Origin of the sequence: Leptolyngbya boryana PCC 6306 (assembly GCF_000353285.1) — a bacterium.
Taxonomy (GTDB): Bacteria; Cyanobacteriota; Cyanobacteriia; order Leptolyngbyales; family Leptolyngbyaceae; genus Leptolyngbya; species Leptolyngbya boryana.
The window spans coordinates 2,100,673-2,112,548 of the sequence record NZ_KB731324.1 but is presented as its reverse complement, the minus strand read 5'-3'; the positions used below and the strand labels follow the sequence as shown (position 1 = coordinate 2,112,548).

Sequence of the window (11,876 nt, the reverse complement as noted above, 5' to 3'; positions counted from 1 at the left end):
CGTGATCCGCAGGGGGATCACGGTTTCCGGGAATAATCTCGCAAAACAGTACTCACAAAACATCAAGTTTTGTAAGCATTGATGCGGATACTTTGAGAAAGCCGAGTTTTGCTTCATTGAAACACGAATCTCTCGATCTGCACTCCGAAAGACGCAACAGGTTACGTATAAAAGATCGCTCTATTGCGATACAGCTTAATTCGCTCGATAACCATAGAAATCGATGTGATATTCCGTGATTCTCACACCCGTCTGCGCTTCGACTTGTTGAATAATTTCTTCTGGAAGCTGGATGTGAACGTCGAGAATTTGCTGAGTGTCAATACAGTTCACATGACTGTGAGCATCGCTAATATTTCCGTAGAGTCTGCCATCAGAGCGCTCAATACATTCGATGATGCCTTGCTCAGAGAGAGCTTCTAGGTTCTGATACACCGAGGTATGCCCAATGTCTTTGCCTTGCCGATTTAAACGATCGTAAATCTCGCGTGCTGACAAATGTTCTTGGTCGTGCCACAGCAATTCCAGAATGAAGCGGCGCTGGCGGCTCAGACGCATTCCCAAGACTTGACAGCGTTCGATCGCGTCATCTAGGCAACGAATCGGTTTGAGGTCTGACGAGGTTTCAGTGTTCATCGGTGAGCAATACGGATTTGAAGTAGGTTGTTTATCGATCGATTGAAAATTTTGAAACAGTGTAGAGTCAAATTATTTTGTAACTCTTAAAGTAAGAGTCTACCAATTGCGTGATGATCAATTATCTGTCCTATTTCTATCACATGCTAAAGCGAAATCGCTACAACTTTGCTTTTTATGATTCCTTTCACGAAGAGAGTTCGTTACACTGAAATATCTCAATTCTTGCGGATTTTTTGTGGCTTACTCTTCTAATCCTCCAAAACGAGCGAGACTCGTCTCTGCTAGCTGGGCGATCGTGCAACTACCGGGACTTGCTGCTGACGATGCAACTCGATTAATGGATCATGAAATTCGGACGACGCTAGAGTTACTCAAGCTCGGTCAAACTCAAGACAAAAGAAATCTGCTGGCAACCCATCTTCAAGTGCCAATTCGTCAATTAAATAAGTGGGTTGCGCTGGCTGATCTGGCTCGAATTCCCAGTGTAGGATGCGAATATTCAGGCTTACTGCTGCATGCCGGGATCGCCTCTCCCGCTCAATTGGCTCAAACCTCGATCGCAGCGCTACACCGCCAACTACTCCGTCTCCATGTTTCTACGATGCAGCGCCGTGATCTCTGCCCCAGCGCCGACTCTATTGGACTATGGATTCATCAAGCCAAACACCTTTGTGCAAATCGAGAGACTTAGCAGGAAGTGGGCACTCTTATTGAAGTGGAATCGCGGATATAACCTTAATCCGGATACCAAAACATCCCTTTGATTCCTTCTGGATCCTGCATGAAACCCAAATTTCGGTAGAAATTGACAACATGGGGATCAGCGAACAAAGTGATATTACTGATATCCTCACTGCGAAGCTTCTTAATCATGAACTTCATCAGAGCCTTACCTAGCCCCTTGCCCTGGAAGTCCGGATGCACGACCACATCCCAAATCGTCGCGTTAAACGCATGGTCAGAAGTGGCGCGCGCAAATCCGACCAACCGTCGTTGGACTCCTCGCTGCTCCCACATCGAAGCCACCAAAAAACTATGCTGAATTGCCTTTTTTACCTTCCTCAGCGGACGGCGCGACCAGCCGACTGCATCGCACAATTCCTCAAGCTCATACAAATCGATCTCTCGCTCTGTTGAGAAGAAAATCCGAGGAGTGGCGCGATCGCTCGCTCCCTCACCGGAGCCGGGGACAACATAGCTCTCCGTCGAAGTCGGTTTCTCGATCGAAGCATCCGTACTACTAAATAAGCTTTTCCAAAAACCCATGCAAGCGTGGTGATAACAGTGAAGCAGTAATAGTTAGTATATCTCTCGGATTTAGGTTGCATTCTGCCGATTTTATGGAAATGTTGGCAATTCGTATCTTGGGGTTGCGCTTTCCAATATCGTCTCCATTCTAAATTCCACCCCAAATTTCTATCCGCGTGTCGTCTAAGGTCAGTCTCCACCACTATGGCTCTGGGTCTAAAATCGTCCACACTAGAACTGTTAAAGCGTTTCAACCGAGCGTTTCCGCAGTTTTATGAGCAATTTGTCAGCAGCGAAATCCAACTGCAAAATCTACGACTGGCTTATCAACTTTATAAGTCGAAGCAGGCGGTGATTGAACTGAAATCTGAGGGCACAAAAAGCGCGCTCCATTTTGCCTACCGAAATCAGTCGTTCTTGCTCAGCGATATTTTTGGGGTTTTAGCAGCATATGGATTGACGATTCACAGCCTCAGCCTGTACGGGCAGATTTATCCCCCGATGCTGGTGTTTATCAAGCTGATCGTGTCTCGCAGTGGAAAAGCGCTCACCGACAAAACCTCTGAAAACGTCTGTCGGGCAATTCGAGAAGCGCTCGCGGGACGGTTTGAAGTCGAAGAAATGCTGGCGGTTGAGTTCAATCTAGATGCAGGTCTAGAACAGGTAGAGACAGAGTTCTATGTCGATCCAGTTTTCCATTTGCCTGCTTTGCTGATCGAAGCCGACAACCAGCCGGGACTCTTCTACAAGGTGATGTATGCGATTTGGCAAGAAGATTTGCTGGTTGTCAATGCCAATTTGCTAGTCTGGCGGGGACGAACGCGGCTGATTTTATATCTGTTAGGACCAAACGAAAGCTTGATTCCAGAATATCTGGGTCAGAAGATTGCCGAAGGCGTGAAGCAGCGACTTTTAGGGCGACGCTTTTAATTTCTGGGAATCCGCCCCGCTATCATGGATGATAGCCATTTTTTAGCGTGCTCTATGTCATCAATCACCCTTCCAGCTTTACGGGTTTTGATTGTAGAAGATGACCCTATGATGCAATTGGGGTTGGAGCAGTCCTTAGAGGACTATCCAGAGTTAACAATCGTCGATCAAGCCAATGATGGCTATTTGGGAGTTGAAGCGGCGCTCAAACATCGCCCCGATCTGGTTGTCATGGACATTGGCTTGCCTCGATTGGATGGCATTGCTGCAACACAGCAGATCAAAGCTGCACTCCCGAATGTTCGGATCGTCATGCTGACTTCGCATACGTCTGAGAACGAAATTATTGCAGCGCTATCAAGTGGAGCGGATGCTTACTGTATTAAGGGCGCAGATGTGACGCGTTTAATTGCTGCGATCGCAGCAGCTTGTGAGGGCGCGACTTATCTTGATCCCCAAATTGCCCGTCGCGTGATCGAACATCTCAAACCCCCCGCAGCGGACAATACGATCGGGCAATTATCCCAACGTGAACATCAAGTCCTCAAATTAATGGTTGATGGCTTGAGCAATCCAGAAATTGCCGCAAAGCTTTATCTCAGTCCCAACACCGTGAAGACTCATGTACGAGGCATCATGAATAAACTCGCAGTAGACGATCGAGTTCAAGCTGCGGTTGTTGCTTTGAGAACAGGATTAGTCTGAAAATTTTAGCTTTAGAGAAAATAAAATTTCTTCGATTGTTTCGGGTATGAAGCTTAAACCGAATTGCGCAAATTGTTGAAGCTATTCTTTAAAGTTTGTTCCCGATCTGTGGCGCATTTGCCAAAAATTCATCATTTTTCTCGGTAGAAAGACCGCTGATGAGCAGGCGCGATTCTGGAATTTCTGAAATGTCGATCCGAAGTCCCAAAACGGCAGAAGATAAGCTTAGCTCGACCATAAACATCCTGAATCGACCGTAAGGATCATGAAAAAGATTCACCAGAATTGCAATAATTCTTCAAATAGCATCAAATCCCTAACCCAACATCGATTACAGTACAAACTAATTTACTTCAAGACCCACAAATTAACGATCCAAGTTTAGAATCAAGATGTACAATTTGTAGTCAGTTAAGCCAGTTAAAGAAATTACTGCTTAAGAAGACGATTTGAGATGCGCAGCTTGATCTACGAATAGACAAGTTCAGAAAGGCACATTGCTTTCCTGCTTCTTAACCACTGATTTCTCATTTTGGCTCGTTCAAAGCAACGGTGCTGCGATGATAACCCCCAACTTCGCGAATCATTAACTTGATCCTGCGATGTGGGTACTCCGCGAATTGTAGAGTTTCCCAAACTCGCCTACATATCTCGGCAATTCGCGTTAATTTAATATTTCACGCAGGAGGATTAATCCTTTGGGAGGACGGCAAACCCTATCGCGTGATTGTTAATGTAGGGTTATGACCCTACTCATTGTGATTTCGATTGATTGAATTGATTTAATCGATCGCTTTCTCAAACAAGTCGTTTCTCACATGCCTGGAATCAGACAGATGAAATTTGAGGATATCTATCAATTTTTCAAAGATCCGCCCCCTTTCTATCTCAATAAAGAACTGGCGGTCTGTTATGTGTTAGCGGTTCTCTTACGCGGAGACTCCTACGGAACCGAGCTAATCCAATTGCTCGAAACCGAATATCCGCTGTACCGCTTATCGGATACGGTTCTCTATAGTGCCCTAAAGTTTCTTGAAGACGAAGAAATGGTCACCGGCTACTGGAAAAAAGTCGAAGGTCGGGGTCGTCCTCGCCGCATGTATCAGATTAAGTCTGAGGCAATGCAGCAGGCGCAAGATCTGGCTCGGCTTTGGCGAGAGTATGCCGTTAAACGCGAAAATGCACGAGAAAATTCGGGCGTGCCCGCAGTCAGTGGGGCTGAGAAATAACAGTGGAGATCTGAGAATGATCCCCATTGTTGTCTAAACTTGTGGTGTAACTGGGATTTTGTCTTCTTGCGCCATGAATCAGCCTATAATTGCCTCGACGTTTCTCCTCACGGTTCTATTAATGATTGGGCTGTTTTTCTTCATTCGCGCCTCAGTCAAAGATAGAACCCAGGAGATGCGATTGCTCTCTGAGCAGCCTGAAGATTCTCTGATGGCGCAACTGCGCCAATATTTTGGACAGCGCTCTTACCGAGTAGCTGCGATCGATGCCGATTTAAATCAGGTGACGTTTGAAGGAGTTGTCCGTCCAAGCGTTTTCCTGGCGGTATTTTTGTCGCTGCTTGCTTCGGTGGGAGCGCTGTGTTTTGCGTTAGTCCTGACGATGGTGCTACCCGATGGGTCGAATTTCTGGTGGGGCTTGTTGTTCGTGTCGCCTCTAGCTGGTGTTTTTTATTGGAAAGGGGCAGAGCGAGTGGAGCAGGTTTCGCTGAAATTGGAAGGGGGCACAGATGCGCGCAGTGTGATTACTGTCAGAGCACATCGTGATGAATTGGCAGAATTGCAGCGATCGTTGGAACTGCAAGCGGAATAGAAAATTTTTAGACGGGAATTTCTAGACAAAAGCTCTCCTCGTTGCGTTGAGGAGAGCTTTGATGAAGTGAATGCTGGGTAACTGAGTTTAGCTTGCCCAACTAGGTCAGTAGCGACTGGCACTACCACCAAATCTGCATTCAGGGCAAGCAAAATTTGGAAAACTCGAACTTGATCCGGATCGAGATCTGAACGCTTAGCGGCTCCGTGAAGGAACAGCAACCGCATCGATTTCATCCTCAGATGTTCTCAGACTTGGGAATAAAAAGTGATTTTCTTCGACGTATTGTGCGCCAAACAAACCTTTCTCTGCCCAAAAATAGCGATCTGTAGTATGCTCGTTTCTCTTAACCAGTAACAGCGCAGGCGGCAGAATGCCTTCAGCGTGGATAAACTTGCGGGCAGCGGTAACGGGCTTATCTTCGCCACACTCAATGCTAAACTGAGGAACGCTTTCTAAGATCCGTCTTCCTTCCTGCCGACGACGACTTTTCCGCTTACGTCTCCTTGCCAAACCCCGTACCTCCTTAAGTTCCAAACTGCCTAAAAGTTGTAATGATCGTTACAAAATCCGTCGAAAATATATCAGCTTCAGCCCTGGATTTCAACTTCTCTTAACGCATCTACATAATTTCTTAAGGTTGTTTTCCGAGTTCTTTTGCTATGTAACGACTAAAATGAGCGCTTACGTCAGCAAAAGTTGCGGAAAGTCGGGCAAAAGTTAAGAAAAACTGGTGCGAAAGAGTTGGGGATCAGGACTATCTATTAAATTAATAAGAAAAATTACTCAACGTCAATCCTATTTCTTAGATTCATCCGGCAGAAAAGTCGATGCTAATGCCTACAAGTTCCGAATTCATTGAGTTGTGTCGATCACAAATTGCATTGCTGACTCAGGCGTTAGGCGCTTCACTAAGCGTAATCTATCTAACGGAAGAATTAGTTGAAAGTTCTCAAGCCCGTTTGATCCCAGTTGCAGCGTATCCGGATAATTCTGTGGCATTGGAGCGATCGAACCGTTTGGCTCTTCCTTCCTCGGACATTCCAGAACTGGATCTAGTGACAACAGGACTGGTTCAACCCCGGCAACTCGTCTTGCCGTTGATTCATGAAGAATTAGTCTTTGGGTTGTTAGTGACAGAGCGCGAAGATCGACCTTGGACAACTTGGGAGCGATCGCAAGTTGAACGAGTTGCGAGTACGTTAGCCCTCGCTTGTGTGATGGATCAACGGGCGCAGTGGTTGGATCAGGCTCAGCGACAACATCGCTCGATGCAAACGCAGCAGCATGACGTTTTAGATAATTTGCTACATCAGTTGAAAAGTCCCGTCACAGCATTGCGAACGTTTGGCAAATTGTTAGTGAAGCGGTTACAGCCGGAAGATCCGAATCGCAATATTGCAGGCAGTATCTTGCGGGAGAGCGATCGCGTGCAGGAACTCTTACAGCAATTTGACCAAGCGATCGATTTAAATCCCGTGGATGCTTTATCAGAAAATCCAATCCGCCCGATTCCCTTGCTTCCGGCTGGAGTGCTGACGGCATCAAGTTTAGAATTAGCGCCTTGTTCGATTCACGAGATTTTGCTGCCCTTAGTGGAAACGGCTCGTGCGATCGCGCAAGATCGCAATCTTCTCCTGCGAACAGAAATACCACAATTTCTGCCCCTTGTTTCCGCCAATTCTGGGGCTTTAAGAGAGGTATTGAGTAATCTTATCGATAATGCATTGAAATATACGCCTAGCGGCGGAGAAGTGCATATTAGGGCATATTCTCATTACGATCGCATCTGTATTTGGGTCAGTGATACCGGATTGGGAATTCCACCGGAAGATTTAGAGCACTTGTTTGAGCGGCATTATCGGGGAGTGCAGGCAAAGGGAGATATTCCAGGCACGGGGTTGGGGTTAGCGATCGCGCGTCGATTGGTGGAACAGATGAATGGCTCGATTCAGGGGTTCAGCCCATTGAAAAAAGAGGGCTGGATTCCTCAAGGCATCCAGCCCCCTAAACAGGGGACAAGTTTTTTAGTGATACTTCAGACTCATCGCGAGCGTGAGTCTTGAGATCTAAGTCTTGGGTCTTCTGAAACTCAGAAGATTGAGACCGATGGCAGTCCTGAGCTGTGAAGTGGGGAGGAGGAATCGTTCTTTGAGTGGCTCCCCACTCCCGATCTTTTTGAGTATTCACAGCTCAAGATCGCCCTAGATCTTGGTCAGCAGAGTCGCTACGAATTATGAGCGAGGCAAGATCAATTCGCTGGTGAGACGGAGATTGAGATCTGCGTTGGGGCGAATTGAAATCAGGTCAATGCGATCGCCGCCAAAGATCAGGCCAGCTAATGCACCGACTCCTGTGCCGATAAGAACTTCACCTGCTCTGACGTTACGATCGCCTGTAACAGCTGCGATACCCGCAGCAGCAGCGCTACCTAATGCAGCATCTTTGAGGATTGTGCCTGTGTTTGCGCCACGGCGGATCGATTCAGTTGTGGTGATCGGATCAGAAGTCGCTGCGATCGCAACCTTCTGACCATTGGTCAACGTCAGTTCAGACGCAGTAAACTGTGCTGCACCTTGAGACACGGTTAATTGACCAGAGACTTGGCTACCTGATGGGATCAAGACCGTACCATCAGCAGTGACAATGTTTTGAGCAACTGTAAGCGTGATCGGAGTGGGTTGCGGTTCATTTTGTGCCAGCAAGATCCGTTCAGCATTTGCATAGCGCAGAGGAATGGCAGTTCCGGCAGGAATGTTGATCGCTTGCGGTTGAGGTGCAACTTGACCGACGATGTAAGGAGATTGAATCGCAGCTAATTGTCCAGTACTAACAAGGGCTTGGTAGATAAACGCAGCAACATCTGCACGCGTTGCAGTTTGGTTCGGGTTAAGGAAACGAACATCCGGGTAGTTAACGACGATGCGGCGTTCAGTTGCAGCCGCGATACTGTTGCGCGCAAAACCAGGAATGCTGGAAGCATCAGAATAAGCTTGGTCAAGCAAACTGTCAGCCGGTTGAGTGCTGGCATATCGCAAACCGTTCGCGAGGGATACTAGGACTTGAGCGCGAGGAATGTTGTCATTGGGTCGGAAAGTGCCACCGGGGAAGCCTGCTAAGAAGCCAGTTGCATACGCAGTTTGAATGGCTTGAAGACCCCAATAATTGCTAGGAACATCTGCGAAATTGATCGGAGTATTCACTCGCTGAGCATTGGGAAATGCTTTGAGAAGCAAGGCTGCAAATTGAGCGCGAGTGACCGGATCATTCGGTCGGAAAGTGCCATCAGGAAATCCAGCAATAATGTTACGAGAAGCGAGTTCTTGAATGAAAGGAGAAGCCCAGTTATCAGACGCGACATCAGAGAAGGCAGCTTGTGCTGAAGCAGGTGCGGTCATTACCATTGGAGCCGCTGCGCCTGCGATTGTGCCGAGTGCTAAAGTTAGAGCCAAACCAGATTTTACAGAGCTATACATAGGTAGCGGTTCCCCAAGCGAGAGAGTGTTTTTTCTTGTTAACTAAGTAGATGTTTGATTGAGTTGAAAAGTTCCTGCATCTTGCGGTAGAAATAATCAATTTGATCTCTATTTCTTTAGTAGGAGATGCGGTTTCTTCGCTCAGTTATCTACTCTTTATATTCACCTATGACCGCTCGATTCCTTAAGAAGTTTCTAAACTTAGGACACTTTCCAAAGTGGTTGAAGAAACTCGATGTTTTGCAGTTTCTTCGTTTCATTTTCCGATACGATCGAGCATGTTTTCAAAAGGAGAAATCGGTGTCTGAATTGCCTCGCTATGAGTCGAAATCTGTCCGGGAAGCGGGGAAGCAGTTTTATGTGAATTCTCAAGGCTTGCGGATTCCCAGTGTGACGACGATTTTGAATGCAACGAAGTCCCGTGAGGATCGCGATCGATTATTCAGTTGGCAGCAACGGATTGGAGTAGAACAGGCGGCAGAAATTACCAAATCAGCGAGTCGGCGCGGTACGGGAACGCATCGCTATATTCAAAAATTTCTGCAAGGTCAGGAGGTGGAGTGTCCTGAGTCGATTCGCCCGTATTGGGAAAGTGTGGAGCCGATTGTCCAAGCGGTAGAAGCAGTGCGGCTGGTCGAAGGTGTCGTGATTCATGATCAACTGGGTTACGCAGGTGTCGTCGATTGCGTTGCCAGCTATGAGGGTGTGCCTTGTATTTGTGAATGGAAGACCAGCGATCGACCCAAAAAAACAGTCGATCGCTTGTTTGACTACCCGCTGCAGATTGTGGCGTATTGTGGCGCAGTGAACCAGCTTTATCGCGACTATGACCTGAATATTCGCCATGCTTTGCTCGTCGTTGCGATTCCAGAGATGCCTGCGGAGGTGTTTTGGTTCGAGCCAAGTGCGATCGAAGAGTATTGGCAGCAGTGGGAAGCGCGGGTTCATCAGTATTGGAGACGACAGGGCTATTTTCGTTGAAAAGATCCTCGATCGCAGCGAACTACTGAAGGGCGATCAGTTAAAGTCAAGATGAATTTTAACGATTGTATAGAGAATTCGTTTCTGAAATTGCCAACTCTGAGAGCAAGCGTTTCAGGAGCAGAGCCGATGAATCGGTTGGAAAAAGCCTGTCTGACTGGGTTGGTGAGTTTGCCATTGGGCATTGGTACGATCGCATTCGGATTTCTTAATACTCCGGTTTCCATCTCATGTGATTCTCTCTCTGAAAACACAGAGATTTCGACTCGGCTGCATTGTGCTCAACAACGCGCTCAGCGCCAAACTCCCGAAAGTCTAGCTGCCGCGATCGAGCTTTTAGACAATGTTGCAACTGACGATCCGTATTACGAGCAAAGTCAACGCTTGATCGAACGCTGGTCACTGGAATTGATCACTCAGGCAGAATCCGAATTTCAAGCCGGAAACTTGGATAAAGCAATTTCAATGCTGAGAGTGCTGCCGCAAGATCCAAAAATCAAAGCTTGGAAATCTGTTTGGGAAAAGGGCGAATCTCTGACGAGAACTGCCCAATCTCAGGTTGAAAAACGCGAATGGCAACAGGCTTTTCAAACTGCAAGGCAATTACGGCAATTAGACAATGAGTATTGGGCGAACCAGCAGTACGATTCGCTGAGCCAGCAGATTCAGCGCGATCGCGAACTGCGCGATGAAACATTTAAAAATCCAGTTGAACCTAAGAAGCCCCTCAAAGAAATAGAGCAGAATTTGCCAGAATTGCCGAAGATTGCGCGATCGCAACGTCCAATCTGGACACCGAAAGAGGATGCGCCCATCGTTCGCCACTCTGGAAATGAAGAGACTCAACCTGCATCTCCAATCGAGCCAGAAGTTCCTCCAGTTCAGCCTGCTCCTCAAGTCGAAATCGAACCCGAACCCCCGCTCGAAACTTTAGATCCGATCGAACCCGTCGAACCCGTGATTCCAGTGCGCGACGTGTCAACTGATCGGACTTAATTCTGCCTGAATTCGCTCCGGTGGAAAGGCTCCGAATTCGGTCACGATCGCCGTAATTAATTCGGCTGGAGTCACATCAAACGCTGGATTGTAATACTCGACTCCAGGGGGACAGAGCATTGTTTCGCCGACTTGATACACCTCAGACGCATCGCGTTCCTCGATCGGAATGTCTTTTCCGCTGGCAATATTGAAATCGATCGTTGAAACGGGAGCCGCTACAAAGAACGGAATATTGTGTGCTTTCGCAATCAGTGCGACGCTGTAAGTTCCGATTTTGTTCGCTGCATCTCCATTTGCGGCAATGCGATCGGCTCCCACAACTACTGCATCAATCATGCCTCGCTGCATACAGTGAGCCGCCATGCTATCGGTAATCACTGTGACTGGAATTCCTTCTTGAGCACACTCCCAAGCTGTGAGTCTTGCACCTTGCAAGCGGGGGCGAGTTTCATCGGCATAAAGTCGTTCCAAACGACCTGCGTTCCAAGTCGATCTCACAACGCCCAATGCTGTTCCATATCCCGCCGTTGCCAGAGCACCCGCATTGCAATGGGTTAGAAGTCTCAACTTTCCGGGGGGCAATGCTGCGAGTCCGTGATCGCCAATTGATCGACAAGTTTCTAAATCCGCCTGTTGAATTCGTTGTGCTGCATCGAGTAAAGCTTGCTTCAGATGATCGAGCGATCCGATCGTGTGCCGCGCTGTTTTCAGCATTTGCTCGATCGCCCAAAATAGATTTACTGCTGTTGGACGAGTCGATCGCAATTGTTCTGCAACTCGCTCTAATTTTGCTAAAAATTGGTCTCGATTTGTCGCTTCAATTTCTCTTGCACCCAGATACATACCATAAGCGGCAGCAACGCCGATCGCGGGCGCACCCCGAACAATCATCGTTTTAATCGCATGTGCCATGTCATCGCAGCGGCTAATTTCAACCAAGGTGTACTCGCTCGGCAAACGATTCTGGTCGATCAGCAACACGCGATCGTGATTCCAAACAACGGGATAAACCTGATTCGGCAGCATAGATTCGCTTTACTCTGAAGTATTGATTATCTTACGGCGATTTGGGGTTGA

General features: G+C 47.5%; 14 protein-coding genes. 8 read left to right on the top strand and 6 right to left on the bottom strand.

Annotated elements, in window-relative coordinates; translation table 11 throughout:
• Positions 1 to 195 precede the first annotated feature (195 nt).
• Positions 196 to 636, bottom strand: coding sequence for a Fur family transcriptional regulator (locus LEPBO_RS0110690; RefSeq protein WP_017287558.1), 441 nt, complete (start codon positions 634 to 636; stop codon positions 196 to 198).
• 238 nt (positions 637 to 874) lie between these two features.
• On the opposite strand from LEPBO_RS0110690, the gene LEPBO_RS0110685 reads away from it, so the two are divergent.
• Positions 875 to 1,330: a DUF4332 domain-containing protein gene (locus LEPBO_RS0110685; protein ID WP_017287557.1), complete on the top strand. Its 456-nt coding sequence runs from the start codon at positions 875 to 877 to the stop codon at positions 1,328 to 1,330.
• A 44-nt stretch (positions 1,331 to 1,374) separates the two neighbouring features.
• Here the strand turns inward: LEPBO_RS0110685 and LEPBO_RS0110680 are convergent, their stop codons facing one another.
• Positions 1,375 to 1,905: a GNAT family N-acetyltransferase gene (locus LEPBO_RS0110680; protein ID WP_017287556.1), complete on the bottom strand. Its 531-nt coding sequence runs from the start codon at positions 1,903 to 1,905 to the stop codon at positions 1,375 to 1,377.
• Between the two features lie 186 nt (positions 1,906 to 2,091).
• Here LEPBO_RS0110680 and LEPBO_RS0110675 point away from each other — a divergent pair, with 186 nt between their 5' ends.
• A complete protein-coding gene (locus LEPBO_RS0110675) occupies positions 2,092 to 2,817 on the top strand; it encodes a hypothetical protein (protein ID WP_017287555.1) in 726 nt (241 codons plus the stop codon).
• Between the two features lie 54 nt (positions 2,818 to 2,871).
• Positions 2,872 to 3,522 (top strand): response regulator, encoded by a 651-nt coding sequence (locus tag LEPBO_RS0110670; RefSeq protein ID WP_017287554.1) that lies wholly within the window; start codon positions 2,872 to 2,874, stop codon positions 3,520 to 3,522.
• A gap of 88 nt (positions 3,523 to 3,610) precedes the next feature.
• Here the strand turns inward: LEPBO_RS0110670 and LEPBO_RS42860 are convergent, their stop codons facing one another.
• Complete coding sequence (locus LEPBO_RS42860) at positions 3,611 to 3,760, bottom strand: hypothetical protein (protein WP_154660826.1); 150 nt, start codon at positions 3,758 to 3,760, stop codon at positions 3,611 to 3,613.
• Positions 3,761 to 4,358: 598 nt separating this feature from the next.
• On the opposite strand from LEPBO_RS42860, the gene LEPBO_RS0110660 reads away from it, so the two are divergent.
• Entirely contained in the window at positions 4,359 to 4,751 is a 393-nt protein-coding gene (locus tag LEPBO_RS0110660) for a PadR family transcriptional regulator (protein WP_036045667.1), read from the top strand.
• A gap of 73 nt (positions 4,752 to 4,824) precedes the next feature.
• Positions 4,825 to 5,343, top strand: coding sequence for a cofactor assembly of complex C subunit B (locus LEPBO_RS0110655; RefSeq protein ID WP_017287551.1), 519 nt, complete (start codon positions 4,825 to 4,827; stop codon positions 5,341 to 5,343).
• 195 nt (positions 5,344 to 5,538) lie between these two features.
• Here the strand turns inward: LEPBO_RS0110655 and LEPBO_RS0110650 are convergent, their stop codons facing one another.
• A complete protein-coding gene (locus tag LEPBO_RS0110650) occupies positions 5,539 to 5,856 on the bottom strand; it encodes a DUF3155 domain-containing protein (protein WP_036044536.1) in 318 nt (105 codons plus the stop codon).
• Positions 5,857 to 6,179: 323 nt separating this feature from the next.
• Here LEPBO_RS0110650 and LEPBO_RS0110645 point away from each other — a divergent pair, with 323 nt between their 5' ends.
• A complete protein-coding gene (locus LEPBO_RS0110645; protein WP_017287549.1) occupies positions 6,180 to 7,409 on the top strand; it encodes a GAF domain-containing sensor histidine kinase in 1,230 nt (409 codons plus the stop codon).
• A 168-nt stretch (positions 7,410 to 7,577) separates the two neighbouring features.
• Here LEPBO_RS0110645 and LEPBO_RS0110640 read toward each other — a convergent pair whose 3' ends face one another.
• The gene (locus tag LEPBO_RS0110640; RefSeq protein WP_017287548.1) at positions 7,578 to 8,819 is read right to left on the bottom strand and encodes an S-layer homology domain-containing protein; all 1,242 of its coding nucleotides are present in this window, start codon (positions 8,817 to 8,819) and stop codon (positions 7,578 to 7,580) included.
• A 300-nt stretch (positions 8,820 to 9,119) separates the two neighbouring features.
• Here LEPBO_RS0110640 and LEPBO_RS0110635 point away from each other — a divergent pair, with 300 nt between their 5' ends.
• The gene (locus tag LEPBO_RS0110635) at positions 9,120 to 9,800 is read left to right on the top strand and encodes an exonuclease (protein WP_026148547.1); all 681 of its coding nucleotides are present in this window, start codon (positions 9,120 to 9,122) and stop codon (positions 9,798 to 9,800) included.
• Between the two features lie 129 nt (positions 9,801 to 9,929).
• Positions 9,930 to 10,796: a tetratricopeptide repeat protein gene (locus LEPBO_RS0110630; protein ID WP_144056185.1), complete on the top strand. Its 867-nt coding sequence runs from the start codon at positions 9,930 to 9,932 to the stop codon at positions 10,794 to 10,796.
• On the opposite strand, the gene mtnA is transcribed toward LEPBO_RS0110630, so the two are convergent.
• Positions 10,779 to 11,825 carry an S-methyl-5-thioribose-1-phosphate isomerase gene (mtnA, locus tag LEPBO_RS0110625; protein ID WP_017287545.1) on the bottom strand — a complete coding sequence of 349 codons (1,047 nt, stop codon included), beginning with the start codon at positions 11,823 to 11,825 and terminating at the stop codon, positions 10,779 to 10,781. The two genes, LEPBO_RS0110630 and mtnA, sit on opposite strands and share 18 nt — an antisense overlap.
• Positions 11,826 to 11,876: the final 51 nt, after the last annotated feature.

Coding starts and splice junctions, on each gene's coding strand:
- LEPBO_RS0110690 (WP_017287558.1), bottom strand. CDS start 636: ATGAACACTGAAACCTCGTCAGACCTCAAACCGATTCGTTGCCTAGAT.
- LEPBO_RS0110680 (WP_017287556.1), bottom strand. CDS start 1,905: ATGGGTTTTTGGAAAAGCTTATTTAGTAGTACGGATGCTTCGATCGAG.
- LEPBO_RS0110675 (WP_017287555.1), top strand. CDS start 2,092: ATGGCTCTGGGTCTAAAATCGTCCACACTAGAACTGTTAAAGCGTTTC.
- LEPBO_RS0110670 (WP_017287554.1), top strand. CDS start 2,872: ATGTCATCAATCACCCTTCCAGCTTTACGGGTTTTGATTGTAGAAGAT.
- LEPBO_RS42860 (WP_154660826.1), bottom strand. CDS start 3,760: ATGGTCGAGCTAAGCTTATCTTCTGCCGTTTTGGGACTTCGGATCGAC.
- LEPBO_RS0110660 (WP_036045667.1), top strand. CDS start 4,359: ATGAAATTTGAGGATATCTATCAATTTTTCAAAGATCCGCCCCCTTTC.
- LEPBO_RS0110655 (WP_017287551.1), top strand. CDS start 4,825: ATGAATCAGCCTATAATTGCCTCGACGTTTCTCCTCACGGTTCTATTA.
- LEPBO_RS0110645 (WP_017287549.1), top strand. CDS start 6,180: ATGCCTACAAGTTCCGAATTCATTGAGTTGTGTCGATCACAAATTGCA.
- LEPBO_RS0110640 (WP_017287548.1), bottom strand. CDS start 8,819: ATGTATAGCTCTGTAAAATCTGGTTTGGCTCTAACTTTAGCACTCGGC.
- LEPBO_RS0110630 (WP_144056185.1), top strand. CDS start 9,930: ATGAATCGGTTGGAAAAAGCCTGTCTGACTGGGTTGGTGAGTTTGCCA.
- mtnA (WP_017287545.1), bottom strand. CDS start 11,825: ATGCTGCCGAATCAGGTTTATCCCGTTGTTTGGAATCACGATCGCGTG.